This is a genomic window from Mangrovimonas sp. YM274, from assembly GCF_030908385.1.
Classification (GTDB): domain Bacteria; phylum Bacteroidota; class Bacteroidia; order Flavobacteriales; family Flavobacteriaceae; genus Mangrovimonas_A.
Window position 1 is genome coordinate 76177 of sequence record NZ_CP133091.1, and the last position, 26298, is coordinate 102474.

At 39.1% G+C, this 26298-nt stretch carries 23 protein-coding genes and 1 pseudogene; 9 read left to right on the plus strand and 15 right to left on the minus strand.

All coding sequences use genetic code 11. The annotated features are described in order from the left end of the window. Positions 1–13 precede the first annotated feature (13 nt). The 3 genes and pseudogenes from feoB to RBH95_RS00365 all read right to left on the minus strand — a co-directional run bounded on the left by feoB (position 14) and on the right by RBH95_RS00365 (position 3896). Positions 14–2195, minus strand: a pseudogene (gene feoB, locus RBH95_RS00355) (ferrous iron transport protein B). Positions 2196–2217: 22 nt separating this feature from the next. Then, the gene (locus RBH95_RS00360; RefSeq protein ID WP_307900757.1) at positions 2218–3240 is read right to left on the minus strand and encodes an iron dependent repressor, metal binding and dimerization domain protein; all 1023 of its coding nucleotides are present in this window, start codon (positions 3238–3240) and stop codon (positions 2218–2220) included. After that, positions 3237–3896 (minus strand): metal-dependent transcriptional regulator, encoded by a 660-nt coding sequence (locus tag RBH95_RS00365; RefSeq protein ID WP_307900758.1) that lies wholly within the window; start codon positions 3894–3896, stop codon positions 3237–3239. The genes RBH95_RS00360 and RBH95_RS00365 overlap by 4 nt, the downstream gene beginning before the upstream one ends. Positions 3897–3995: 99 nt before the next feature. Between RBH95_RS00365 and RBH95_RS00370 the strand changes: the two genes are divergently transcribed. After that, a complete protein-coding gene (locus tag RBH95_RS00370) occupies positions 3996–6248 on the plus strand; it encodes a TonB-dependent receptor (RefSeq protein ID WP_307900759.1) in 2253 nt (750 codons plus the stop codon). 10 nt (positions 6249–6258) lie between these two features. Here RBH95_RS00370 and RBH95_RS00375 read toward each other — a convergent pair whose 3' ends face one another. From RBH95_RS00375 to RBH95_RS00385, 3 genes are all read right to left on the minus strand, one after another. Then, complete coding sequence (locus tag RBH95_RS00375; RefSeq protein ID WP_307900760.1) at positions 6259–8385, minus strand: hypothetical protein; 2127 nt, start codon at positions 8383–8385, stop codon at positions 6259–6261. Between the two features lie 11 nt (positions 8386–8396). Further along, positions 8397–8939 carry an RNA polymerase sigma factor gene (locus RBH95_RS00380; RefSeq protein WP_307900761.1) on the minus strand — a complete coding sequence of 181 codons (543 nt, stop codon included), beginning with the start codon at positions 8937–8939 and terminating at the stop codon, positions 8397–8399. Positions 8940–9037: 98 nt separating this feature from the next. Next, a complete protein-coding gene (locus RBH95_RS00385) occupies positions 9038–9808 on the minus strand; it encodes a molecular chaperone DjiA (RefSeq protein WP_307900762.1) in 771 nt (256 codons plus the stop codon). A 121-nt stretch (positions 9809–9929) separates the two neighbouring features. Here RBH95_RS00385 and RBH95_RS00390 point away from each other — a divergent pair, with 121 nt between their 5' ends. The 5 genes from RBH95_RS00390 to RBH95_RS00410 all read left to right on the plus strand — a co-directional run bounded on the left by RBH95_RS00390 (position 9930) and on the right by RBH95_RS00410 (position 13396). Beyond that, entirely contained in the window at positions 9930–10337 is a 408-nt protein-coding gene (locus tag RBH95_RS00390; protein WP_307900763.1) for a hypothetical protein, read from the plus strand. 87 nt (positions 10338–10424) lie between these two features. Beyond that, entirely contained in the window at positions 10425–10835 is a 411-nt protein-coding gene (locus RBH95_RS00395) for a BrxA/BrxB family bacilliredoxin (RefSeq protein ID WP_053977081.1), read from the plus strand. Positions 10836–10926: 91 nt separating this feature from the next. Beyond that, on the plus strand, positions 10927–11661 hold the full coding sequence (locus RBH95_RS00400) for a 1-acyl-sn-glycerol-3-phosphate acyltransferase (RefSeq protein ID WP_307900764.1): 735 nt from the start codon (positions 10927–10929) through the stop codon (positions 11659–11661). Positions 11662–11686: 25 nt separating this feature from the next. After that, the gene (locus tag RBH95_RS00405; protein WP_076662554.1) at positions 11687–12676 is read left to right on the plus strand and encodes an acyl-ACP desaturase; all 990 of its coding nucleotides are present in this window, start codon (positions 11687–11689) and stop codon (positions 12674–12676) included. Between the two features lie 66 nt (positions 12677–12742). Beyond that, entirely contained in the window at positions 12743–13396 is a 654-nt protein-coding gene (locus RBH95_RS00410; protein WP_307900765.1) for an HD domain-containing protein, read from the plus strand. Positions 13397–13399: 3 nt separating this feature from the next. Here the strand turns inward: RBH95_RS00410 and RBH95_RS00415 are convergent, their stop codons facing one another. Next, a complete protein-coding gene (locus RBH95_RS00415) occupies positions 13400–14272 on the minus strand; it encodes an AraC family transcriptional regulator (RefSeq protein ID WP_307900766.1) in 873 nt (290 codons plus the stop codon). 207 nt (positions 14273–14479) lie between these two features. Here RBH95_RS00415 and RBH95_RS00420 point away from each other — a divergent pair, with 207 nt between their 5' ends. Then, entirely contained in the window at positions 14480–15088 is a 609-nt protein-coding gene (locus tag RBH95_RS00420) for a hypothetical protein (RefSeq protein ID WP_307900767.1), read from the plus strand. A gap of 86 nt (positions 15089–15174) precedes the next feature. Here RBH95_RS00420 and RBH95_RS00425 read toward each other — a convergent pair whose 3' ends face one another. The 8 genes from RBH95_RS00425 to RBH95_RS00460 form a co-directional block, all read right to left on the minus strand. Continuing rightward, positions 15175–16248, minus strand: a complete 1074-nt coding sequence (locus tag RBH95_RS00425; RefSeq protein WP_307900768.1) for a PA0069 family radical SAM protein — start codon at positions 16246–16248, stop codon at positions 15175–15177. 170 nt (positions 16249–16418) lie between these two features. Beyond that, positions 16419–17201: an enoyl-CoA hydratase/isomerase family protein gene (locus RBH95_RS00430; protein ID WP_307900769.1), complete on the minus strand. Its 783-nt coding sequence runs from the start codon at positions 17199–17201 to the stop codon at positions 16419–16421. 57 nt (positions 17202–17258) lie between these two features. Next, positions 17259–18713, minus strand: a complete 1455-nt coding sequence (locus RBH95_RS00435; RefSeq protein WP_307900770.1) for an ATP-binding protein — start codon at positions 18711–18713, stop codon at positions 17259–17261. A gap of 54 nt (positions 18714–18767) precedes the next feature. Next, complete coding sequence (locus tag RBH95_RS00440; protein ID WP_307900771.1) at positions 18768–19316, minus strand: CopD family protein; 549 nt, start codon at positions 19314–19316, stop codon at positions 18768–18770. A 9-nt stretch (positions 19317–19325) separates the two neighbouring features. Beyond that, positions 19326–20675, minus strand: coding sequence for an MATE family efflux transporter (locus RBH95_RS00445; protein WP_307900772.1), 1350 nt, complete (start codon positions 20673–20675; stop codon positions 19326–19328). Continuing rightward, positions 20675–21709: a ferrochelatase gene (gene hemH / locus RBH95_RS00450; RefSeq protein WP_307900773.1), complete on the minus strand. Its 1035-nt coding sequence runs from the start codon at positions 21707–21709 to the stop codon at positions 20675–20677. Before hemH ends, RBH95_RS00445 begins: the two co-directional genes overlap by 1 nt. 30 nt (positions 21710–21739) lie before the next feature. Then, complete coding sequence (locus RBH95_RS00455; protein ID WP_307900774.1) at positions 21740–22336, minus strand: hypothetical protein; 597 nt, start codon at positions 22334–22336, stop codon at positions 21740–21742. 2 nt (positions 22337–22338) lie between these two features. Then, positions 22339–23259 carry a helix-turn-helix transcriptional regulator gene (locus RBH95_RS00460; protein ID WP_307900775.1) on the minus strand — a complete coding sequence of 307 codons (921 nt, stop codon included), beginning with the start codon at positions 23257–23259 and terminating at the stop codon, positions 22339–22341. Between the two features lie 191 nt (positions 23260–23450). On the opposite strand from RBH95_RS00460, the gene hemA reads away from it, so the two are divergent. Then, positions 23451–24713 (plus strand): glutamyl-tRNA reductase, encoded by a 1263-nt coding sequence (hemA, locus tag RBH95_RS00465; protein ID WP_307900776.1) that lies wholly within the window; start codon positions 23451–23453, stop codon positions 24711–24713. Continuing rightward, a complete protein-coding gene (gene hemC, locus RBH95_RS00470; protein ID WP_307900777.1) occupies positions 24706–26283 on the plus strand; it encodes a hydroxymethylbilane synthase in 1578 nt (525 codons plus the stop codon). Before hemA ends, hemC begins: the two co-directional genes overlap by 8 nt. Positions 26284–26298 lie beyond the last annotated feature (15 nt).

Here is a 26298-nt window from a genome sequence, read left to right on the forward strand (position 1 = left end):
AAAAACTTCTCTATCACATAAACAAACGCCAAACCTGAGCCACCAAAAAGGTTACCACAAAGCCCATAATTAAAGGCATCAAGGTGGCTACTGCCGTCCATTTTACACTATTGGTTTCCTTGTAAATGGTATAGATGGTCGTACTACAAGGGTTATGCAGCAAACTGAACAACATTAAATTAATGGCTGTCAACAAGGTCCAACCGCCTGCCTTTAATATATCCCCAGTAGCATTAGCTGAATCCAATTCAAACATGACCCCTGCACCTTCACCGGCCGCAAGGCCCGTTACCAATACTGTTAACATTAAAATAGTGGGGATCACGATTTCATTGGCTGGTATTGCAACGATATAAGCAACCAAAATCACACCATTTAAACCCAATAGCCAACCAAAGCCATCCAAGGAATCAATCATCCAAAACGCGATACTATGGTCACCAATATCAACATTGGAAATCAACCAAATGACTGCACCTGCGGGAGCAGCAAAGACTATAGCGCGCCATAACACAATCAAAGTTCTATCAATCAGAGACGTATAAAGGGTTTTCCAAAACCTGGGAGGCCTGTAAGGCGGCAATTCCAGATTAAACGTAGACACCTGTCCTTTCAAAACGGTTGTTGACAATAGCCAAGAACTCAAAAACATAAAGGCCATCCCCAAAACAGCAACCCCTATTACCGTAGCAACGGATGCAAATCCAGACAGTGACTTTGGAACTACAGCACCAACAAAAATGGTCGCAATTAAAATCTGTGTGGGCCACCTTCCATTACATAAGGAGAAGTTATTGGTAAGAATGGCAATTAAACGCTCCCTAGGACTATCGATAATCCTGGTAGCCACAACGCCTGCGGCATTACAGCCAAAGCCCATACTCATGGTTAAGGCCTGCTTGCCATGCGCTCCCGATTTTTTAAACAGATAATCCAAATTGAAAGCCACCCTTGGCAAATACCCAAAATCTTCCAAAAGGGTAAACAACGGAAAGAAAATAGCCATTGGAGGCAGCATTACGGCAATTACCCAAGCCAAGGCCAAATATACGCCATCTATTAAAAACCCACTCAACCACCATGGAAACTGCAAGCTTTCGGCTCCGCTTTTTAAGGCGGGATGGATTGTTTCCAGCAACAATTCGGCCAATAATGCCGAAGGATAATTAGCCCCCACTATGGTCAACCAAAGCACCACTGCCAAAATCAAAAACATGATTGGGAAACCCCATCGCTTACTAGTCACAATCTGATCGATTTTGACATCTAAAGGATGCCCTCCCTTTTTATCATTTTTACTAACAGTTTCGCTTACAATTTCCGAGGCATCGGCATAGATGCTTTCGGTGATATGATCGTGAAAATCACCTCCCAATTTCCAGCGAAGGTCATTGGATAACTCTATAATATTTTCAACAGACTTATTACTCATAACATCAATCTAATTCAAATTCCCGTTCTCTTAACGCTTCAATAACACGCTCATCACCTTCTAATAATCTAAAGGCAATCCAACGGCTATTGGGCAAAGACGGAAATTGCTTTTCAAGCTCAGCACTCAATGTTTCAACCGCTTCCTCAATCTTCTTTGGAACATTTTTAATACGGTGAGGACGACAATCTACCTTTCCGGTAGCCACTTGACTGACAACATCAATCAATTCAGGAATTCCCTCATTAAAACGCGCACTAGTGGCAACTACAGGAATCCCCAAACGTCTGGCCAGAGCTCTTGTATTTACTTCCACATGATTTCGTTTAGCCTCGTCCATAAGGTTTAAACACAATACGGCCTTGCCTGTAATTTCCAAAATTTGAAGAACCAAATTCAAATTTCGCTCCAAACGTCCAGCATCTACCACTATTACGGTAACATCTGGTTTTCCAAATAGGATAAAATTTCTCGCGACCTCTTCATCTTCTGAAGTAGACAACAAGGAGTAAGTTCCTGGCAAATCCACCAGTTTGTATTTTTTATCATTGTACTGATAACCACCTTCCGCTCTCGTTACCGTTTTTCCCGGCCAATTCCCTGTATGCTGTCGCAAGCCCGTTAAAGCATTAAAAACGGTACTCTTTCCTGTATTTGGATTACCAGCTAGAGCCACCACAAAATCCGTATTCTCAGCATTGACCCCCAACTTCTTAAGTCCTTTAGGATTATACTGAGGACACACCTCGCATGCACTGCTCACTATCGGTTTCTTTTCCTCCATCTCATTTCCTTTTAATCAATACCTTAGCTGCCTGGTCATCTCGCAACGCAATGGCAGACCCTTTAACAATATAGGCTTTAGGATTTCTCAATGGACTCTCCAAACCTATGTGAATGGATGCTCCTTTTACAAATCCTAAATCCAACAAACGACGGCGACTCTCACCTCTGCATTCTTTGGAAATCCCTAATATTTCAGCCGATTCTCCACTTTTTAATGCAGACAAACGTACCGCATCTTCCTCGATATATACATCTTCAGTAAAGACTTCAATAGTCAAATTTCTAGCCACTTCTGGAGCCAGAATAAACTCTTCTCCTTCGGAATAAAACACCACCCGCTTTTCATTGTTTTCAACAACACGAATATGTGACCCTATATGAATATTTTCAGCAAGAATTTGATGATATATAACAGCAGGCTCGTCTTCAATATGAACGATTTTTCCAACCGTATCTGCTTCTAGATCCACCAAATGCTTTCCATCGATATCGGTAACCTCCCCTAAATGCGACGGGATGGGATCACCATGCGGATCATAAATGGGATTACCAAGTTTGGTAGCTAAAACATTGGTCTCCTCATAGCTTAACTGATGCTCCATTTTTTCGGCTCTAGGATGCCATTCGGTTTTATCAAAACCTGTTTTCTCGGCAAGGTATTTTTCCCAAAGCCGATGCACCCTAACTATTTTTATGGCATATTCACGCCCCATGGGCAACAATGACATTTCTTTCCCCTCAAGTGCAATCAACCCAGAAACAGCCATGGCATCCATCACGTCTTCCAGGACACCATTACGGTACTTCAAGCCATTCATTAATTCCTCCTTAAAAATTGACTCACCCATGGTTTCCAGGGTATACATTTGTTTTAAAATGTCTTCTGTAATTATTTTTTGGTTGGTTTTGATACTATTTCGAATAATCCAAACCCAACCCTTCACTGGCCTAAACAAAAAGAAGAGCAAAGCGACCAGCAATACAAAGACTACAAGATTGACTATAGGGTTGCTAATACTCATTCGCTTAGTTTTACATACAAGTTATTAGACACCGTTTTGGAAATACTCAATGGCTTATCATTAACTTCTATTATCATAGATTCATCAAAAGATTCCTTTGACAACACCTTGAACGAGGTGCCCAATGCAATACGATGCTTATCCAAATACTTTAAAAAATCTTTAGAGGTATCCTTTACACCAATACACATACAAACTTCAGATTCCTGAATCTGAGCGAGCAATACTTTTTCAGTTTTTTTAATCTGTCCGTCCTTATCTGGAATAGGATCTCCATGGGGGTCATGGGTAGGAAATTCCAAAAAGGCATCCAATTGATTGATGAGTTTTTCGGATTTGATATGTTCCAACTGCTCAGCCACATCATGAACCTCATCCCAAGAGAAATTTAAATGTTCTACCAAAAACACCTCCCATAACCTATGCTTTCTCACTACCGAAGCGGCTATTTTACGCCCCTCATTAGTCAATTTGGCTCCTTGATACTTACGATAACTCACCAAATCCTTCTCAGATAGTTTTTTAATCATATCGGTAACCGATGATGCCTTGGTTTCCATTTGCTGAGCCACAGCACTCGTGCTCACCGAAACTGCACCAAATTTCCCCAAGTGGTAAATAGCTTTTAAGTAGTTTTCTTCTGAAAGCGATAACATGAACAAATTTTTATGCAAATATACAAACTTTACACAAACTTAAATTAATTTTTAGTCTTGCCTAAATATTTATTTACCTTTGCGCAAAATATTATTTACATGAGGCTACTCTTACCTGCTCTGATATTGTGTTTTAACACTGTTCTTGCTCAACAACACTTTCAAATAAAAGGAAATGTCTACAGCAATGGAGAAGTCTTGCCCTTTGCCAACGTCTATTTAAAACACACTTCTTTGGGCACCACTAGCGATGAACATGGAAGCTATGAGATAAACAATATTGCGCCAGGCAGGTATACAATAGTTGTCTCTTTCACCGGTTACACATCCCAACAAAAAACCATTCAATTAAAAAATGACAACCTCCATCTTTCGTTTGACCTTCAAGAATCGGAATCACTAGATGAAATAGTCATTACCGGTACCCTAAAACCTGTTAACCGATTGGAGAGCCCCGTACCTGTAGAAGTTTATTCCACCACTTTTCTCAAAAAAAACCCAACTCCAAACATCTTTGAAGCTTTACAAAATGTGAACGGTGTGCGACCTCAACTCAATTGCAATGTTTGTAACACCGGAGACATCCACATTAATGGCTTGGAAGGCCCTTACACTTTGGTGCTTATCGACGGGATGCCTATTGTAAGTGGTTTATCTACCGTGTATGGCCTATCCGGAATTCCAAATTCCTTGATTGAACAGGTTGAAATCATCAAAGGCCCCGCTTCATCCCTTTACGGAAGTGAAGCGGTTGGCGGACTTATCAATATTATCACCAAGCATCCAAGTACAGCCTCAACCATTGCCACCGATGGTTTTGTAACCAGTTGGGGAGAGTCTAATTTGGATTTGGGATTGAAATTAAATCTCGGCAAAAAGATATCGCTGCTCACTGGAGCGAACTATTACAATTACAGCAACCCCATTGATAACAACCGCGATAATTTTACCGATGTCACCCTGCAAGATCGGATTTCTGTTTTTCAAAAATGGCACTTTAAACGCAACAGCAACAAACAACTGTCTGTTGCAGGACGCTTTTTTTATGAAGACCGTTGGGGTGGTGAAATGCAATGGAATAAAAGTTACCGAGGAGGTAATGAAGTTTACGGAGAAAGCATCTACACCACGCGTTTTGAACTTTTAGGCAATTATCAATTGCCAACCACCGAATTGCTCAACCTACAGTTTTCTTATGCCGATCACGACCAAAATTCAGTGTATGGGAACTCTCCCTACCTTGCACAGCAACGCATTGGTTTCTCCCAATTGGTTTGGGACAAACCGCTTAACAAGCATAACTTATTATTTGGTGTTGCGGCTCGTTATAATTTCTACAACGACAACACGCCCGCCACCACTACAGCAGACGAAGTGCTGATTCCTTCTGTATTTGCACAAGATGAAATTCAAATTACCACAAAACAAAAACTATTGTTGGGCCTACGCTACGATTACGACCATCGACACGGTTCCATCCTTACGCCTAGATTAGCCTACAAATTCAACCCTACAAACACTGATATCCTTCGCTTAAATGCAGGCACAGGCTTTAGGGTCGTCAACTTATTTACTGAGGAACACGCTGCCCTTACGGGATCTCGAGAGGTCATTATTGAAGAAACCCTCAAACCCGAACGTTCCTTCAATATCAATTTGAATTATCTCAAAAAACTCTACACCAATAACGGTATGATGTTCAACTTCGATACCTCCATTTGGTACACTTATTTTACCAATGCCATTATACCAGATTACGACAGTAATCCCAATCAGATTATTTATAAAAACTTGGACGGCTATGCCACTTCAAAAGGAATTAGCCTAAATATAGACGCCACTTTTGCCAGTGGCTTAAAAGCCCTCTTAGGAGCCACCTTTCAAGATGTTTCCCAGCAGCGCGACGGTCAAAAAATCGAACAAATCCTAACCGAAAAATTCTCAGGCACCTGGGCGCTTACCTACAAAAATTACCCCACCAATCTCAGTTTGGATTATACCGGAAACCTCTATGGCCCCATGCGGCTCCCATTATTGGGCGACCTGGACCCGAGAAGTGCATACTCTCCCGTATGGAGCATTCAAAATATTCAACTTACCTATGACGGGTTGACTAATTTTGAATTTTATACCGGTATCAAAAACCTTCTCAATTGGACACCAAACAAAGGCAATCCGTTTATTATCGCTAGAGCCCATGATCCGTTTGATGAAAACGTAGAATTTGATAACAATGGGAATGTTGTCCCAACTGCAGACAACCCATACGCCCTAACTTTTGATCCTTCCTATGTCTTTGCACCTAATCAAGGCAGACGTTTCTTTTTAGGCATTAGGTTTCATGTGAATTAAAGAAATACGTTTAAAATGCCAAAGAAATATCCTCAAAATAGGCTTTAAGCTCTGCAATACTCACCTCTTTAAAGTCCAATATAATGTTGTTCGTTTCAGAGGTATTGGTTTCTATCGCATCAAAATAGAGTTTCCCTCCGTCTCGTTTAATCGCCACAATAGTAATATCCTCGTTTTTGGATACGGTACCAAAGTCAATTTCATCATTAGCTTTCCAACCTGGCAACACCGAATTATAATCATTAAAAACCATATTTACATTGGCTTCTTCAGAATTTTTGATCTTAAGTTTAAATTTGACTTTTGCACCTCGACTCTTTACAAACCTATCGCAATTGATCCAACCCAAATTAGCAGTCCTCAACACATAATAACTCACATCTTTAGAAGTCACTTTATCATCTGTACTATCGTCAACTCTCTTTTCAAACACTTCGGCACTTACCTTATCCCCGCCAATATACCCAATGGCTTTGGGCACTAATTCCATTTCTACCGTTTGTGATGGCACCTCCGCACTATCCAAAGGAATCCTAATAACATGCCCTCCACGCGTAATGGAATCATTCTCAAGAATCTTAAATCGGCTTCCCCGCATTTCAAACAATGGTTTTCTCAACATAACTTTTCTGGTACTTGCCCAACCAAACTCACGAATCAATTTCTCCTCTTCATATCGTCGCCATTCTTTCACAAAAGCAGAATCCACCACAAAATCCTTGTCCTTCATGATCTCCCTAATCTTCTCGGTAACCCCTCTTACTTTTGTATAAATGGTATCCGCAGGAAACAAACCTCTACGTAACATCTCGGTAGTCACCAATGCTGTGTCCCTAACCCCAAATCCTTCAACCTTTTCATTATCCACACTAAATAATATTGGAAACGAATAGGGTACTGCAACCGCTCTTCCTCTCTGCTTGCCCGGGATCATTTTAGGCAAAAGCCCAATTACCCTATTGGCTTCTTCCTCCAATAATGGATGGGCCCCACTAGATTGAACAAACTGCACCTCCCCATGCTTGCTAATTTTAAATATGCTCATGATTCGTTGTCTCCCGGTAATACCAAGACCAGCAGCAATATCAGTGTTAAAATACCTTTGAACATGTTTCTTTATTGCCGCATGAAAACATTCCCGACGCAATTGATCATCACCCTTAGTTTCACAACCAGGAAATATGGGCGCCTGTTCTATTACCGAAAATGGCACTTCAATATCAACTTCCTCCACTTCTTCAACAGATACTATTTCCTCTATTACAGGCTGAACTTCCCAATTGACATAATCACCTTGCACTTTCCCGGAAAACAATTGCATGCCATCCTTTTGACCCTTTTTAGGAAACCCTATTTCAATGGCAACTCCATTTTTTAACTCTAGAGCTTTGCCATTTTGAAAAGCTTCCAGATGTAACATACCTCCTGTTTCCAACTGCTCATCATGACTTCGAGTGGTTAAATTTGCCAACAACATATCTGCAAGCTCATAATATTCAGATACTTTTAAATTGACATTTCCATTGACGATACGTCCTGAATTTTTATAAACAAATGAATTGGCTTTGATCCGCAACCTTGTGCCTTCCCTGCAAACTATAACCGTATCTTTGGCCGTATTCACGACTATGATTTCAGCCTCTTTCAAAATTAGCTTATACGTCTGCTTTGAGGTTTTAGTGACTATCTCAACCTGCACAGAATCTTTCACCAAACCTACATTGGAAGCTTTTTCCACTTGGATGGAATCCAAAGCAATTACAACTTTCTCTTTAGGATATTCTTCCTCAGTAATTGGATCAATGATGGACTTTGTTGTATCCGACTTGGGAGTTTCTTCTCTCTCACCAGACTTTGATAATACTACAAACAAGACTGTAGAAACAATTGCTACAAATACCGAAACCGCAACAACCTTAAGCCATTTACCTAGCTTATAGGCTTGGTATCCCTTAGCCATTTCGGCCCTTAAAGCCACACGATCCATACCACCCAGCATCACCAAATGCTCTTGGTACAAACTATTAAAATCTCCATCGTATTGCAATCGCTCTTCAAAGCTAGCCAACGCTTCACTAGACAACAATCCGTTTACATATTGGTCGATTAATTCTATGTTATTTATATAGTTTTCCATGAGGTTTTGAATTAGGATTGAACAGATTGAAAGGTGTTTTGAAAAATGTCTTTGGCCTTAGCCAAGCATTTATACTTCTGGTTTTTCGCAATTTTTTCAGACTTAAACTGCATCACTTTGGCAATGTCTCTAAAGGACATTTTTTTGTGATAAAACATAAGCAACAATTGCTGACATCGTTCTCCTAATTCAGAAAAAGCACGCTCTGCAAAGCGGTACTTTTTTTCCTCCTGAACTTGGCTGGAAATATCTTCTAAATTCTCATTAAGATCACTTTTAGAAAGTTTGTTGAGATTATTTTGGGTATCACTCCAAATATACCGTGACACGGCATATAGATAGGTGTAAATTGAAGAAGTAAGTTGAAAATTGGGCTTTTGGAGATTGCGGTACAGCACAATCAAAGCCTCTTGGAATACGTCCTTGGCGTCTTGCTTTTTCCCACCTTTAGAAAGTATCATTCTTTCAATTTTTGGGTACAGCTTATACAGTTGCCTGAACGCCTTTTCTCGATGACCAGATTTGAAAAGTGCCACTATTTTTTGATCGCTCATAAATTGTCTTTATTACTTTATGGTCATTTTCAAAAAAGGTCTCCTATAGTTTTAAAATTATTTTTTTTATTGAACAATATCTATCGCACCGACTTACATTAAAACCCCTTCTCCTTTTGAAGTTGTTCATAGGCTTCCTGCACCTGTCGGAACTTTTCTTCTGCTCCCTTTCGGTGTTCTTCACCCAGGTGAATCACTCTATCTGGGTGGTACTTTTTGGCCATTTTACGATACGCAGCCTTAATCTCTTCTACTGAAGCCGACTGCTCAATTTCCAAGATTTTATAGGCATTATCGATACTATTATAGAACATGGCCTTGATACTTTCAAAGTCGCGGGCACTAATACCCAAATACCCCGAAATGGTATAGATTTGCGTGACTTCCGCTTCGGTAACATGCCCATCAGCCTTGGCGATTCCGAAGAGAAAATGCAACAACTGCAAACGTGATGGATGATCCATCATTCTGTAAATCTGTCCGCAGACCTGTCGTGTAGAAATATTCTGTTTGCTGATGCCCTTAAAAAGTTTGAAAGCATGATTGGCACGCTCTTTTCCATACATATTGGCAAACTGCTGGCGCACAAAATCCAATTCTCGTTGGTCCTGTTTGCCATCAGCCTTAATGACCACTGAGGCCAACACCAGCAAACTCACTTCAAAATCTCCCGATTGCGTTTGTGGCCTTGTATGTGTTTCTGTTGAATATTGAGGTCTTTTGCGCCCCTTGCCCTCTCCCAATAAGGTATCTCTATTTTCATTAACCGCAGCGTCCACCATACTGCCAAGTGCCAAACCAATAATAGCTCCTATTGGGCCACCAATAGACCACCCCAAGGAAGCCCCAATCCATTTTGAAAAACTCATCTGTATATTTTTGAATTCCAAAGATACTATTTTGCAATTTTTCATTGAGGCTTTTTACTTTGGAATACGCAACCTTTAGACATTTTCATCATCTATAAATCACAACACACAACCACACTTTATGAAAACTCAACTTTTAATTGCTCTCCTATTCTTCAGCAGTTTATACTCCTGTTGCAATTCGGACGATGACAATGCCAACACCAATAATTTAGAAGGCTCTTGGAACTTAGTAAGGGTTACCGGTGGCTTTGCTGGTGTAGATGACGAATTTGAACCGGGTCTCATTATTTGGGATTTCAATACATCCAACACCACCATAACTGTTACCAACAACCATACAGAGAACACTATTTATGACGGACTACCCACTGGCACGTACAATTATAACCTAAGCACCACTGAAGAAGGAGAATATATCACTGTTGAAAACATGCTGAATGGACAGCTCAACATCTCTGGCAACCAAATGACTCTAGATGACAATGTTACCGCCGATGGGTTTCTCCTTAGCTTTAACAAAGATTAACACGAACATATATTTGCCAAGCCTTTTTTGCCCTATTTTTGATTAACTTTGCATCAAATGAATTTTTAACAAAAAAAACTTAAACATATGTATCCAGCAGAATTAGTAAAACCAATGCGCGAAGATTTAACCAAAGTTGGTTTTGAAGAACTACACACCGTAGAAGCTGTAGACGCTGCAATTGCAAAAGAAGGAACCACCCTTGTGGTAGTAAATTCTGTATGCGGATGTGCCGCAGCCAATGCAAGACCTGGAGCAAGACAAAGTTTGCAAAATGCAAAACGCCCAGACCACTTGGTAACTGTTTTTGCAGGTGTAGATAAAGAAGCAACGGACAAAGCCCGTTCATATATGATTCCATTTCCTCCAAGCTCCCCTTCTATGGCGCTATTTAAAAATGGAGAATTGGTACACATGCTAGAGCGTCACCACATTGAAGGACGTCCGGCCGAAATGATTGCCGAAAACCTTGTGGACGCCTACAACGAGTTTTGCTAAACAACTTTTTCCAAATATTGCAAACCACGCTTTTTGCGTGGTTTTTTTATGTGTAATTTTGGACCTTAATTTAAAACCTATTAGCTACTAAATGAAAATCCTAGCATATCCTCTTACGGTTCTTTACTTTATTGCCTTTGGATTGACACTCTTGATATTCCACCCCATCCTATGGATCAGCCACCGTGTTTTTGGTTACCACACCCTTGAAAAAACTGTCAACATCCTTCAATTTTGCTTGTTGCGCTGTTTAAACATACTTGGCACCCGCTTTACCTATAACAACCCTTACAATATCGATACCGATGCGCCCGTTATCATTGTGGCCAACCATCAGAGCATGTATGATATTTCGCCAATAATGTGGTATATGAGAAAACACCACCCTAAGTTTATTAGTAAGATTGAATTAGGGAAAGGTATCCCAAGCGTATCCTACAATTTGCGCCATGGAGGTTCAGCATTGATTGATCGCAAAAACCCTAGACAGTCCATTAAAGCCATTAGTGACTTTTCGAAATTCATCAACGAAACCAACTATGCAGCAGTCATTTTCCCAGAAGGAACACGCAGTAAGGACGGACACCCAAAACCATTTCAAAAAAGAGGGCTACAAACTTTAATAAAAAATATTCCAACGGCTACCGTGGTTCCACTAACCATAAACAACTCTTGGAAAACTTTGCGTTACGGCAAATTCCCCATGGGATTGGGGGCAAATATTACCTTGACTGTGCATAAGCCTCTTAAAATCGCTACCTTTGCAAATACCGATGAGCTTATTGACAGTGTAGAACACACAATTACCTCACACATTCAACAATAACATCAAACAATTAATACATATTATTATGTCTTTAAAAAATGTACGATTGGAAGTCATGAAGTTTTTGGAAAAAGACGTTGATTCCTTAATAGATAAGTACCTTCTCCCAATAGAAACCATTTGGCAACCCACAGACTTTTTGCCAGATTCAGAATCTGATACTTTTTTCTCGGAAGTGGAGGAAATCCGTGAATTATCCAAAGAACTTCCTTATGATTTTTGGGTAGTTTTAGTGGGCGATATGATAACCGAAGAAGCCTTGCCAACCTACGAATCCTGGTTAATGGACGTAGAAGGTGTAGACCAAGTAGGTCGTAATGGCTGGGGCAAATGGGTGCGCCATTGGACCGCCGAAGAAAACCGCCACGGAGATGTGCTTAACAAATATCTTTACCTTTCTGGTCGTGTAAACATGAAAGAAATTGAAAAAACCACACAATACTTAATTGCCGATGGTTTTGATATTGGTACCGATAGAGATCCTTACAAAAACTTTTTGTACACCAGTTTCCAGGAATTGGCCACTTACATTTCGCATAACCGCGTAGCGAAGATCGCCAAAGACAAAGGCAACAAGCAACTATCCAAAATGTGTAAAATCATTTCTGGAGACGAAATGCGCCACCACCACGCTTACTGTGATTTTGTGGATCGTATTTTCAAGGTAGATCCTAGCCAAATGATGATGGCTTTTCAATACATGATGAAGAAAAAAATCACCATGCCAGCACATTTCCTAAGAGAATCTGGCGATAAAATTTCTACGGCTTTTGAAGAGTTTTCAAACACAGCACAACGTATCGGGGTTTACACCTCTACGGATTATGTGGAAATTTTGGAAAAGCTCATAAAACGTTGGGAAATCGACAAGATTACCAATCTTAATGATGAAGCAGAAAAAGCAAGAGATTACTTGATGAAGCTACCAGCAAGATTAACCCGTTTATCTGAACGTATGAGAGTTCCAGAAAACTCATACCAATTTAAATGGGTAGAGCCAGCAGCATTGAAATAATAAATTGAGTCAACTCCATATAAATTCCTTTTAGTTTTCTAGAAGGAATTTTTAGTTTTACAGCATATGAACACAGAACAGATTATTGCCAATACCAAAACCTTTGTCCAAGCCCAACTTTCCAAAGCCGAAGGCGGACACGATTGGTTTCATATTTTAAGAGTTTACAACAATGCCGCGCATATTGGCAAAACCGAACCTGTCGATTTATTTGTAGTACAATTAGGAGCACTATTACACGATATTGCAGATAGTAAGTTTCATGACGGCGATGAAACCGTTGGCCCTAAAATTGCCAGAGAATTTCTGTTCAATCAAAATGTAGATTCTGCCGTTATTGAACATGTCGTAAATATCATTTCCCACATTTCATTTAAAGGGGGGAATGAAATACAAACCTTTAAATCACCAGAACTGGGTGTCGTGCAAGATGCCGACAGACTGGATGCCATTGGCGCCATAGGAATTGCCCGATGCTTTAATTATGGAGGTTTCAAAAACCGTAAGCTGTTCGATCCTGAAATTAAACCCAACCTCAACATGAGCAAGGAGGAGTACAAAGCTTCCACAGCGCCTTCCATCAATCATTTTTACGAAAAGCTATTACTGCTAAAAGATCGCATGAACACTCAAACAGGCAGACAAATTGCAGAGCAACGTCATGCCTTTATGGAGCAATACCTTCAGCAATTCTATGCAGAATGGGATGGCGAAAAATAACTACTAATACTGAATAACGTGCTTGATTTCGGCACGGTATTTTGAGGCACTTTTACCAGTTATCTCCTTAAAAGTTTTATTGAAATGTGAGAAGTTGTTGAAACCGCTTTCAAAACAAATATCGGCAATACTCAATTGACTTTCGTTCAATAATTTTGTGGCGTGTACCACACGGTATTCATTGACCAACCTAGTGAACGTCTTTCCGGTAGCTTTTTTTAAATACCTACAAAAAGCAGGCACCGTCATACTTACCCTATCGGCTATATCTTCCAAAGGAATAGGTGCCATAAAGTGGTTGTTGATATATTTAAAAATAACGTTGAGCTTATCGCTGTCTTTTGGCTCAGTTTCAAAAGCAAAACCATCTACATTTAATAAAGTATAATCTTTAGACAACCCCAAATCGTTTAAAATTTCCAAGAGCTTCATAATTCTATTGAAGCCTTCATATTCAATCAAACTTTCAATTTTAGGCCCCACTATTCTTTTTGTTTCAGGTTTAAAAAGGATACCACTTTTAGCACGCTCCAAGAGTTGACCAATAGCAGCCATTTCCGGCTTCTGAAAAAATAAATCCCCCAAAAAATCAGGCATAAAATGAATAATCGTTTCGGAGCCCTTACTGGTTAAACGATCGGTAAAACCATAATGAGGCAAATTGGACCCCAACAAAATCAATTGGCTGTTGTTAAAATAAGACAAGTGATTGCCTATATGACGTTTCCCTTGACCTTTATTTACATATACCAATTCAATTTCAGGATGGAAGTGCCATTTACCATTATTGTTGGTCACGGCTTCAGTGTGTTGGCTTACGAGAATGGAGTTACCAAAACTAGGGCTTACCTTTTCGTATGTAGGCTTAATTTTCATTGGAACAGCAATTTAAATTCAAAATTAATATTAATAGAAATCTAACGTATATGCCATTTTAACTATTATCTATGCTAAATTAACTTAATAATTTCTTAACACAAGCATTAATGTTAATTAAACATATAAATTGGAAAAAATTGTTGTTTTTATCGCCCGAAATTGCCCCTAATTTTGGAATATCAAATAACTTAAAAAATATGTGTCATGAAAAGAGCAATTAAAAACAGTATCCTTATGGTAGCATTAATTGCAGCCATGAGCAGTTATGCAAACACGAACATTTCTTCCATAGAAATGAAGGCGGCAAAAAGAACAATGTTGACTTTGGAAGACGTTAAACAGGGACAAAAATTAATGATTAGAGACCTAAATGGTATGGTATTGTACAAAGAGACCATTTCAAACTCAGGAACCTATTCCAATCTATTTGATCTTACAGAACTTCCAAACGGCAACTATTTCTTTGAAATCGACAAAGACGTTGCTATTGAAATCATTCCATTTAAAGTACAAGCACACGAAGTGGAATTTAGCAAGCAAAAAGAAACCAAGTTCTACAAGCCTATTTTTAGGGTAGAAAACAACAAAATTATGTTCTCTAAGCTTGATTTGGAATTAGCCCCTATTGAAGTAGACATCTACTACGACGATTCCTACGATCACGATGACAAATTTGAAACTATCCACTCCGAAACCATTAAAAATGAAAAAGTGGTAGAGCGTATTTACAAATTGGACAACAGCAGAAAAGGAGATTATAAAATTGTGGTTTCCACCCAAGGAAGAGAATTTACCCATTCCATGAAAATATAACCTATTTTATATTAGTTTGATTATTAGATAATGTTAGAATGTTAGTTAGTAAGGGAGCAGCTGTAGGGCTGCTCTTTTCGTTTGTTCTAAAATAATTTTAATTGCCCGTCCTTATATTGCTCGTGAAGATCATGGTTCAATCTTGGCATTACTTTGTCCTTGAAGTACTTTTGTTTAGCCAACTTTATGAGCATATTAATTTGTTCGGCTATTTTACCTTCTCCCCTCATGCGGGTACCATATCTACTGTCGTTTAACGACCCTCCATGACAATCCTCTATTTGATGCAACACTTTATCAGCTCTGTCTGGCAAGGCTTTCTTAATCCAATCGGTGAAAATCGCTCCAATAGCACCATTCAACCTTACAATGGTATGCCCAATAGACAAAGCTCCTGCGTCTGCCGCAGCCTTGGCCAAAGGCAATATTTCATGACTATTGATAGCAGGAATGATTGGAGCAATCATAACATTAACGGGGATACCATGCTCGCTCAAAATTTTTACCGTTTCCAAACGCTTTTTTATGGTTGTAGTCCTTGGTTCCAAAATACGCCTGGTCTGTTCAGAAAGTGATGTAATGGAAATATTGACAGCAACTAAGTTATCTTTAGCCAATTCCTTCAACAAGTCCAAATCTCGTAACACCAAAGCATTTTTAGTAATAATACCAACTGGATGCCTATACTTTAGGAATACCTCCAAGCACTTTCTTGTAATTTGAAATTCTTGTTCGGCGGGTTGGTAACAATCTGTATTGCCGGACATCACAATGGTATGGGCCTTCCAACTTTTCTTTTTTATGACGGCTTCCAATAATTTTGCAGCCTCTTTCTTTACTAAAATCTGTCGCTCAAAATCCAATCCGGCACTATAGCCCCAGTATTCATGACTATTTCTGGCATAACAATAAATACAGCCATGCTCACAACCTTGATACATGTTCATAGAATAGCCCATACCAACATCTGGACTGTCTACTTTGTTGACAATGCTTTTGGGAAACACCTCCAAATACTTGGTTTTATTAGTATCGAGGACATCACCCTCCTTAGTACAGTACTCCAAAAAATCATCTCGAAGCTCATGACTAAGGTCAAAAAAGCGATTAGATACATTCATTTGTGCCCCTCTTCCTTTAAAAAAAGCCTTAGAATCCATGAGTTTAATTTAACGGGTAAAAATTCGAGATTTTTAAAATTACGAAGATTGCTCAGTTAAAACTGTTAAATAAAAAATGGGTTTTCAACAAACCCATTTTTTATAACCTATTTCGGCACTTATTTTAGTGTTCAAAAGGAAGCTTCATTAGCCAACCAAACGTTGCCTACTTAGTTTCCGGGAAAATCAGCCTTGCGTTTTTCCAAAAATGCAGTAGTCCCTTCTTTAAAATCCTCGGTTCCAAAAGACTCTCCAAATTTCAAGATCTCTTGATCAAAACCATTTACACCATCTTCGTAGTTGGCATTTACAGCTGCAATAGCCGCACTAATTGCTACTGAAGAGTTTTTCATAATCTTTGCAGCCAGACTTCCCGCCAAATCCAATAATTCTTCCTGAGCTGTTACGTGATTTACCAATCCAAATGACAATGCCGTTTGGGCATCAATCATTCCTGCGGTCATGATCATTTCCATAGCACGTCCTTTACCCACCAATTGTGGCAGTCTTTGAGTGCCACCGTAACCGGGAATTACCCCTAAAGACACTTCTGGCAATCCCATTTTAGCATTATTACTGGCAATTCTAAAGTGTGCTGCCATGGCCAATTCCAATCCGCCACCAAGCGCAAAACCATTTACAGCAGCAATTACCGGAGTTGATAAATTTGCCACAAAATCAAATAGCAATTCTTGACCTTTAGCCGCCAACTCCTGTCCTTGAGCCACGCTAAAATCTGCAAACTCACTAATATCAGCACCCGCTACAAAGGCCTTTTCTCCTGAGCCCGTAACAATAATTACCTTCACTCCTTTGTCTTCATCGGCTTCCTTAAAAGCGGTATGCAATTCTTGTATCGTAGCTTTATTTAAAGCATTTAACTTACTTGGTCGGTTTATAGTAATAGTGGCAACACCATTATTTACTTCAGAAATAATATTATCGTAATTCATTGTAAAGAAGATTAAAAAAGGCCCAAATATTCAACAACTCTTATAGGCCTAGAGGGATTATACTTTTGGGAAAGTTACCTTAAATACGGTCCCTTTTCCCTTTTCCGATGTAAAGGTAATACTTCCATCATAAGTTTCCACAATATTTTTTACCATGGCCAGCCCTAAGCCCATACCACTAGACTTTGTAGTAAATTTAGGTTCGAATATTTTTTGTTTGTTAGCCTCTGCGATTCCTTGCCCATTATCGGCAACGGTTATGATTACCTTACAATCATCATCCAAAACTGCCACTACAATTTTCTTCTCTTCCTGATCATCTGGAATAGCCTGGATACCATTTTTCACCAAATTGGTAATCACCCTTATAAGTTGGGTTCTGTCAAATTTAGCCATGATTTCATCCTTCTCAGAAGTAAAAATGATATAGTCCTCGCTGAAAATATCCAAGCCAAGTTTTACAATTTTAACCACATTGAGCGTTTCCTTTTCCTGAGCGGGCATTTTAGCAAAATTTGAGAACGCCGATGCAATGGAGCTCATGGTATCGATTTGTTGAATCAAAGTTTTTGAATATTCGTTAACTTTTTTAAAGATATCGGGATCCTGTGGATCAAATTTTCTTTGGAAACTCTGCACACTCAAACGCATTGGCGTTAAAGGGTTTTTAATCTCGTGCGCCACCTGTTTTGCCATTTCCCTCCAGGCTTGTTCCCGTTCACTGGTAGCCAACTTTACAGCACTTTCCTCTAACTGATCAATCATAGTATTATAGGAATTGACCAAGGTCAATATTTCCTCACTAGAGGATTCTATCTCAATTTTCTTATTTCGCTTTTCTAGTCGTGTTTCATGAATTTTGTCACTAATGGTCTTTAAAGACTTGGTTATGTACTTTGATAGTAAATAGGCCAAGGCCACAGCAATCAACATCATAAACAGATAAGCATAAGCCAAACGCTCCAAGAAATCATTTAGCTCCTTATCCATGAATTTATCATCTTCCATATATGGCAAATTCAGGATGCCCAAAGGTTTGAACTTTTGATCGGTAATATAGGTATAGGAAGATTGAATGATCTTACCGTTCTTAGTGTACTTTGTTACAAACCTATGTTCCGCTGTATTGGCCAAGATATTTAACACTTCAGCATCGATACATTTTACAATGGTATCGCTAGAAATACTTTGACGGGAACTTTTAAGCAACCCACCCTCCAAATCATACAGGTTTACCTGAAGTTTATGAATGGCGGCAATTTCATAAATCTTGTCCTTAAAAATTTTGGGGATATTTTCGGTTGTAACAGGATAGGTAGTTTCCTTGATGGTAAAATCGATACTACTCTTGATATTCTCTTCCTTTCTATCAAGCCTGTCCCTGTGATAGTCTAAAGCCTCTTCGTTGTATTGATACACAGTAACCGCCACAATAAGAATGGAAGCAATCAACACCAACAAAATCATGGCCAAGAATATGCGAACGCGAAGGGAAAGCTTTTTTAATTTCATTTGAAATTTTCTATTGCACTAAATATAACAATAATCGCACCAAACAGACTTTGTTTAAGCGTTTGGATTTTTCGCCCTGATATTCTTATATATTTTATAACCCAACATGATCAATATTCCCAAAACAACAATCCCTACAACCCCAAAAATCCAATTCATGGCATTTTTCAGGATGACCAAAAACACAACGGCGAACAAAATGAAGGTTGCACCCTCATTCCATAAACGCATATAACTGGATGTTTTTTTAACCTCATCACGCTGCAACTGTTTATAATATTGATGTGTTTTAAGATGATAAATAATTAGCAACACTACAAAAGCCAATTTTACATGCATCCAACTTTGCTGCAACCAACTTGGCATTAAAACAATTAACCAAACAGCAAATACCGTAGCCAAAATAGCCGAAGGCCAAGTAATAATGTTCCAAAGTCGTTTGGCCATAAGTTTTAATTGAAACCCAAGAATTTCCTTTTCAGGGGACGGCTTATGAAAGGCCTCTATTTGATACACAAACAATCTTGGGATATAGAACAATCCCGCAAACCAGGTAATCACAAAAATAAGATGCAGTGCCTTGATGTAATTGTAGAATTCCATAACAGCTATTTAAGTTTCGCTAATAAGCGTTTTTTTGACTTCCATATGTAAAAAATAGGCGGTCACTATGGTTGATAAGACATCCGAAATAGGAAAGGACATCCAAACCCCAAGTTCGCCAAAAAAATTAGGCAATATCAAGATAAGAGGAATAAAAAAGAACCCCTGTCTTGTCAAGGTCAACAACAATGCCGGCGTAGCTTTGCCTATAGCCTGAAAATACGCAGCTCCAATTAATTGGATAGCAATAATTGGCGTGGCAGCAAACACCCAGCGCATATCGCTTGGGGTTTCCTTTAAAACCTCGGCATCATCAGTAAACAATCTAGTAATTGCCTCTGGGAAAATCATTAAAGCAATGAATATGATGGTTGCCAATAGAATGGCGTATTTAATAGCTGTATTGATAGTTTCTCTAACCCTATCAAACTGGGAAGCCCCATAATTAAATCCTGCAATGGGCAAAAACCCTTGGGTAATTCCAAAAACAGGAAACAAGGCGAACATAAGCATTCTGCCCACAATAGCGTAAGCTGTTACCGAAACTTCCCCTCCAAGATTATACAGAATATTATTCATAAACAGGTAGGTAATACTAACAACTGCTTGTCTAGCCAATGTAACAAACCCCAAAGATCCTATTTCCGATACAATTTTAGAATTGAGCCCAAACTGCGAAAGCCCTATTTTAAGCTCTGAGTTTTTGGACATGAAGAACCAAATAATAAACACAAAACAAAGCATGTAGGATCCCGTAGTAGCCCAAGCCGCTCCTTCCATTCCTAAATCCATAAGATGGATAAATACATAGTCCAGAATTAAATTTCCAACGGAAGGAATCATCATGGCATACATGGCAAATTTAGGCTTCCCCTCTGCCCTTATTACCGTATTCCCCATCATACACAGTGCCAAAAAAGGGACTCCATACAACACAATAACATAGTACACTTTGGCGGGATCAAAAATGGCTCCCTTTCCCCCAAAGGCCGGAATAATACCATCCACAAATGTTAACCCAAGGACAACAAGCGTAATGGTAAACAATAACGTAAGGGTTATTTGATTGCCAAATGTTTTAAGCGCCTTTTCATGGTCATTAGCCCCAAGAGCCCTCGATATAATGGAAGACCCTCCAACACCAATACTCATTCCCAATGCAGCAATAAAAAAGGACACCGGTAAGACAACATTGATAGCAGCAATAGCCGTTGGACCAATCCAATTTCCAACAAAAATGGTATCCACAAGAATGTTCAAGGACATCACCAAAATACCAATAGAAGCAGGAACTGCCTGTTTTATTAATAGTTTCCCTATAGGCTGCGACCCCAATTCTTTGGCAGAAATTCTTGCCATTATGCCTTAACTGTTTCTAAAGTTAACCAATCATTCATCCATTTAGACAACAAATCAACCCATTCCTTATCATCATTTAAACAAGGAACTGTAGTAAAGTGCTCTCCTCCCATTTCTTCAAAAATTTCCTTTCCTTCCATGGCTATTTCCTCCAAAGTTTCCAAGCAATCGCTAACAAATGCAGGTGTCACAATGGCCATCCTCTTTAGACCCTTTTTACCTAAAGCCTCTATGGTTCTATCGGTATAAGGCTGCAACCATGGGTCAAACCCTAGCCTTGATTGGAAGGACGTAGAATAGGTACCTTCTTCAAGACACAATTTTTCAGCAACCAACCGCGTCACTTCCAAACACTGGTGTCTGTAGCAAAACTCATGAGCCTTGGAAGGCGTAGCACAACAACTACCGTCTATTTTACAGTGAGACTTGGTCACATCTCTTTTTCTAATATGTCTTTCTGGTACCCCGTGGTATGAAAACAACAAATGATCAAATGGTTTTCCTTCCAAATGTTTGGCAATACTATTGGAAAGCACTTCAATATAATCGGGACGGTTGTAGAACGCTTTTAAATCGGAAAACTTCAAATTTGGAAAATGCTCTTTTCGAATCTCTTCTGCCAGCACCAAAATGGTTTCTGTAGTAGCCATAGCAAATTGCGGATATAAAGGCACTATAAACACCTCTTCCACTCCTTGATCCACCAATTCTTGAAGCCCCTTTTTTATGCTCATACTTCCATAGCGCATGGCCAAAGCCACTGGCGCCTCTACTTGTTTTTGTATTCCCGCCTTTAAACGTTCAGAAATTACAATTAATGGAGAGCCTTCTTCCCACCAAATTTTCGAGTAGGCTTCAGCAGAAGCTTTTGGGCGAGTATTTAAAATAATTCCCTTCACCAAAAGGTTTCTTGCCCACAGCGGAACGTCGATGACACGTTCGTCCATTAAAAATTCACCAAGATATTTTTTGACATCCTTAGGATCTGGACTGTCTGGCGACCCTAAATTAACAAGTAATATTCCCTTTTTCATAACATCTCATAAAGACCGTAATGGCCAAATTTAGTTTTGATTTGCTAGTTCATTTCTCACCTCGGCAGGTATAATATCATTTACCACCGATACCATATTAGGGTCGTTGGCTAAGAACTTCCACCCTTTAAAAGACGTATTGTATACCGCATAAATGGCGCTTTCCACATGTATTATTAAGGAGGCGGTTTCTGGATCGGCCTTTACATTTCCTTTTCCAAACTGCTGCTCCATAGTTGGGACCATGAAATCCACAAAGGTTTGCTTTTCTTCCTTAGACTTCCCTACCTCCGACAAAAATGTCATTCTCATTTCGTTGGAATAATCAATAAGGCTATACTGACTATCATCAAAAGGAACCACATTGGAAATATGACTTATTTCCGTACTCAGGAATTCAATTTTCATCTGTTCATTTTGAAGCATTTGCTCCATTCCCGCCTTCATTTGATCTTTGGAAATAGTCTCAAAAACCTTTGGGTGAATGTAACCAATGACCCCATCAGCATTGTTAGATTCTACAAAATCGAAATATTTTAGTAACTCAACCTTAATGGCCTCCTTACCCGATTGTGATTGCACATTAAAGCTTATAAATACTATGAGTAATGCAAAAAGATGTTTCATGTTTATGATATTGATTGTATATATTTTTTTGGGGTTGTTCCGTATTTCTTTTTGAAGGCCGAAATAAAATGGCTCGCCGTACTATACCCCACACGAAGCCCAACCTCGTTGACATTATGGTTTCCAGATTCCAACAATTTCCTAGCCACCTCCATTTTGTAGTCAAATAGAAAACTATAAACAGAATCTCCATAAATTTCCTTAAACCCTTCCTTTAATTTTTTTAAACTCAATTGGATTTCCTCCGCTAGTTCCTGTAAAGTTGGAGGTTCTGTCATTCGCGAAATAATGATATCCTTTGCCTTTCTAATCTTAATGACATTGGATTCGTCTACCAAAAACGGACATTGCTCCACATTGGCATCTTCACTCCTGTTAAAGTACAAACTCAATAGCTCATAAGCCTTTCCCTTGAAGTAAAGATTCTTTATAGAGTTATTAAGATTGAAATTGACGAGCTGCGTTAACACAATAGCCATTGATGGCGTAATCTTACCATCATCATAGTATTTCTTATCCTTATTGTCTTCACTTAAAAAGGTGATATAATCAGCTTCTTGGGAAAACAATCCATGAAATTTTTTAATGGAAATGATTACCGACACCAACCAAGATTGCGGCTGGCAATCCATATGTAGTGGCAGATCGCGCTGCGGATTGTAAAGCAAAAGCGAATTTTCATCTTCAATGTCTAGAGCATAACGCCCATTATTGAAAATAAATTTACTTGCCCCCTTCAAACAAAAATGAAACTGTATAAAACTACTGTCAATCTCTCTTTCAAGGGTCACTACTTTATCGCTTTCATTTTGATAAGTCAACACGTAGAAATCCTTTTCTATCTCTACTTCATTAAAAGAATCTATCGTTGAATTCTCAGAACCTATGGCGATATTTTTTTCAGCATCAAAACTCGAATCCATCACAAAGCTATTTAGACCTGTTCTAAACAAACAACACGAAACACGTTGTTTATTCCGCAAAAGTATGATATTATTTACATTAATTGGAAAAACAACCCAAAAAAACCACAAGCGATACTTATTGTTCCTTTAGCGTTATTTTTTTAATTTGCATACATATATTTTTGTTGCCGAATTTCCAACGTTATTTAATGGAATACAACACTAAGTCGAAAACAACATATTTTTACGCCATTGGCTTAAGTTACAAAAAAGCCGATGCAGATATTAGAGGCCACTTTAGCTTGGATAATGATGGCAAGCAATTGCTATATACCCAAGCCAAGGCAAATGGCATTGACAGCCTTATTGTAACCTCTACCTGTAACCGTACTGAACTTTACGGTTTTGCCGAGCATCCTTACCAGCTTATCAAGTTACTTTGCGAGAATACCAAAGGAACTGTTGAGGAGTTTCAGGAAGTTGCCTACATCTACAAAAACAAAGAGGCTATTGCTCACATGTTTAAAGTAGGTTCTGGTTTGGACAGTCAAATTCTTGGTGACTTTGAAATTATCAGTCAATTAAAGTCTAGCGCCAAGGATTCTAAAAAAGCAGGTTTACTGAATTCCTACTTGGAACGCTTGATCAATGCTGTGATCCAAGCTAGTAAACGCATCAAAACAGAAACCGACATTTCCTCGGGAGCGGCTTCGGTGTCTTTTGCTTCGGTACATTACATCTTGAACAATATTGAAGATATTTCCAACCGAAATATTCTACTCTTCGGAACTGGAAAAATAGGGCGCAACACTTGTGAAAATTTAGTGAAGCACACTAAAAATGAGCACATCACCCTTATCAACAGAACCAAAACCAAGGCACAGGAAATTGCAGGAAAGTTTAACTTGTTGGTAAAGGACTATGCCAATTTACAGGAAGAAATCAACGCGTCCGACGTTATGATTGTAGCCACTGGAGCTCAAAATCCGACCGTCGACAAATTTTTGATTCAAACCAAAAAGCCGTTGTTGATTTTGGATTTGTCTATTCCTAGAAACGTGAACCATAACGTTACCGAATTGGACAATGTCACTTTAATTCACTTGGACGACCTTTCTCAAATCACCGATGAAACTTTAGAAAAGAGAAAAGCACACATCCCAATAGCAGAGGCCATTCTTGAAGAAGTAAAAGCAGAATTCAACACTTGGTTGGAAACCCGAAAATTTGCTCCTACCATTAAGGCCTTAAAACTAAAACTGACCGATTTTAAAAATGCAGAATTGGACACGCAACGTAAAAAGCTGTCTGATTTCAATGAAGAACAGGCCGAATTGATCAGTAACAATATCATTCAAAAGATTACCAATCACTTTGCGCATCATTTAAGAGAGGATGGCATTTCTACTGATGAAAGCCTGGAATTAATTAAGAAGGTGTTTCAATTAGAAGAATCCACAAAACATGTCTAAAATTATACGCATTGGCACACGCGATAGCCAATTGGCGCTATGGCAAGCCAAAACTGTACAACATCAATTGGAACATTTGGGCCATAAAACCGTCCTTGTTCCCGTAAAATCAACTGGTGACTTGGTGTTGGACAAACCTCTCTATGAGTTGGGAATTACTGGAGTTTTCACCAAAACATTGGACATCGCCATGTTAAATGGCGATATCGATATTGCGGTACATTCCCTAAAAGATGTCCCTACAGCTTTACCAAATGGGATTGTTCAAGCCGCGGTTTTAAAGCGTGGCAACAACAAGGACATGTTGGTGTTTAAACATAATGAAGAATTCCTATCGCAGAGAGAAGGTATTATTGCCACTGGAAGTTTACGCCGAAGAGCACAATGGCTCAACCGCTACCCCACACACACTGTAGTTGGATTAAGAGGTAATGTGAATTTACGCCTTCAAAAACTGGAAGACAACGAAGATTGGAACGGTGCCATTTTTGCGGCAGCAGGCTTAGGCCGTTTACAAATTCGTCCTGAAAACGCCATCAATTTAGATTGGATGATTCCTGCCCCTGCTCAGGGAGCCGTGATGGTAACTGCTTTGGAAAAAGATGAAGATATTCTGGAAATCTGTCGTGAAATCAACCACGAAGAAACAGAAATCTGCACCTCTATAGAGCGTAATTTCTTAAGAGTTTTGGAAGGCGGTTGCTCTGCCCCTATTGGCGCCTTAGCAACTATCAAAAATGAAGAAATCAGTTTTACTGGAGTTTTATTAAGTCCTGACGGAACCAAAAAGATTGAAGTTTCTCGTTCCGTAAAATTAGGACGACATCAAGATTTAGCGCAGCAATGTGCCGAAAATGTTATTGAACGTGGCGGCAAACGCTTAATGGATGGCATTAAACATTCAGGGAAGCAAACCAATATTTATTCTACAAAATCCTTAACCGAAGATCAGCAATTTCTGTTAAACGACCGTTTGGTTGTAAAGAGCAATGATGCCATCAAAACCAACCCTAACAGAATTCCGGTAAGCAAACTCAAAACACCTATTAAAAATGTGGTGATTACGAGTCAAAATGCGGTAGATGCCATTCTTACCAATTGCCCTTCCGAAGACTTAAATTTTAAAAATATTTATTGTGTTGGCCGTCGTACCAAACGCCTTATTGAACAAAAAATAGGCCCTGTAGCACATGCTGCCAAAAATGCAAAAACCTTGGCCGAATATTTAGTTGATTATATTGACGGTACAGAGGTTACTTATTTCTGTAGCAATTTGAGATTGGACGATTTGCCTACCATTTTAAAGGACAACCACATCAAAGTAGAGGAAATTGAAGCCTACCAAACCCGTTACGATGCGGAAAAAGTGGAGGACAATATTGAAGGTATTATGTTTTACAGCCCTTCAACCGTCGAAAGTTTTATCCAACAAAATAAACCCAACGGTATTGCTTTCTGTATAGGAGAAACCACTGCCAAGGAAGCCCAAAAATATTTCAAGGATGTTCGTATTGCCAAAGTTCCTACTGTAGAAAGTGTCATCGAACTGGTAAATGAACATTATGCCTAATCTTTAGGTTTAAAC

Coding starts and splice junctions, on each gene's coding strand:
- RBH95_RS00385 (WP_307900762.1), bottom strand. CDS start 9,808: ATGAGTTTTTCAAAATGGATTGGGGCTTCCTTGGGGTGGTCTATTGGT.
- RBH95_RS00425 (WP_307900768.1), bottom strand. CDS start 16,248: ATGGATTCTAAGGCTTTTTTTAAAGGAAGAGGGGCACAAATGAATGTA.
- RBH95_RS00420 (WP_307900767.1), top strand. CDS start 14,480: ATGAAAAGAGCAATTAAAAACAGTATCCTTATGGTAGCATTAATTGCA.
- hemC (WP_307900777.1), top strand. CDS start 24,706: ATGTCTAAAATTATACGCATTGGCACACGCGATAGCCAATTGGCGCTA.
- RBH95_RS00460 (WP_307900775.1), bottom strand. CDS start 23,259: ATGGATTCGAGTTTTGATGCTGAAAAAAATATCGCCATAGGTTCTGAG.
- hemA (WP_307900776.1), top strand. CDS start 23,451: ATGGAATACAACACTAAGTCGAAAACAACATATTTTTACGCCATTGGC.
- RBH95_RS00410 (WP_307900765.1), top strand. CDS start 12,743: ATGAACACAGAACAGATTATTGCCAATACCAAAACCTTTGTCCAAGCC.
- RBH95_RS00375 (WP_307900760.1), bottom strand. CDS start 8,385: ATGGAAAACTATATAAATAACATAGAATTAATCGACCAATATGTAAAC.
- RBH95_RS00440 (WP_307900771.1), bottom strand. CDS start 19,316: ATGGAATTCTACAATTACATCAAGGCACTGCATCTTATTTTTGTGATT.
- RBH95_RS00400 (WP_307900764.1), top strand. CDS start 10,927: ATGAAAATCCTAGCATATCCTCTTACGGTTCTTTACTTTATTGCCTTT.
- RBH95_RS00390 (WP_307900763.1), top strand. CDS start 9,930: ATGAAAACTCAACTTTTAATTGCTCTCCTATTCTTCAGCAGTTTATAC.
- hemH (WP_307900773.1), bottom strand. CDS start 21,709: ATGAAAAAGGGAATATTACTTGTTAATTTAGGGTCGCCAGACAGTCCA.
- RBH95_RS00360 (WP_307900757.1), bottom strand. CDS start 3,240: ATGAGTATTAGCAACCCTATAGTCAATCTTGTAGTCTTTGTATTGCTG.
- RBH95_RS00435 (WP_307900770.1), bottom strand. CDS start 18,713: ATGAAATTAAAAAAGCTTTCCCTTCGCGTTCGCATATTCTTGGCCATG.
- RBH95_RS00445 (WP_307900772.1), bottom strand. CDS start 20,675: ATGGCAAGAATTTCTGCCAAAGAATTGGGGTCGCAGCCTATAGGGAAA.
- RBH95_RS00455 (WP_307900774.1), bottom strand. CDS start 22,336: ATGAAACATCTTTTTGCATTACTCATAGTATTTATAAGCTTTAATGTG.
- RBH95_RS00405 (WP_076662554.1), top strand. CDS start 11,687: ATGTCTTTAAAAAATGTACGATTGGAAGTCATGAAGTTTTTGGAAAAA.
- RBH95_RS00365 (WP_307900758.1), bottom strand. CDS start 3,896: ATGTTATCGCTTTCAGAAGAAAACTACTTAAAAGCTATTTACCACTTG.
- RBH95_RS00380 (WP_307900761.1), bottom strand. CDS start 8,939: ATGAGCGATCAAAAAATAGTGGCACTTTTCAAATCTGGTCATCGAGAA.
- RBH95_RS00395 (WP_053977081.1), top strand. CDS start 10,425: ATGTATCCAGCAGAATTAGTAAAACCAATGCGCGAAGATTTAACCAAA.
- RBH95_RS00430 (WP_307900769.1), bottom strand. CDS start 17,201: ATGAATTACGATAATATTATTTCTGAAGTAAATAATGGTGTTGCCACT.
- RBH95_RS00370 (WP_307900759.1), top strand. CDS start 3,996: ATGAGGCTACTCTTACCTGCTCTGATATTGTGTTTTAACACTGTTCTT.
- RBH95_RS00415 (WP_307900766.1), bottom strand. CDS start 14,272: ATGAAAATTAAGCCTACATACGAAAAGGTAAGCCCTAGTTTTGGTAAC.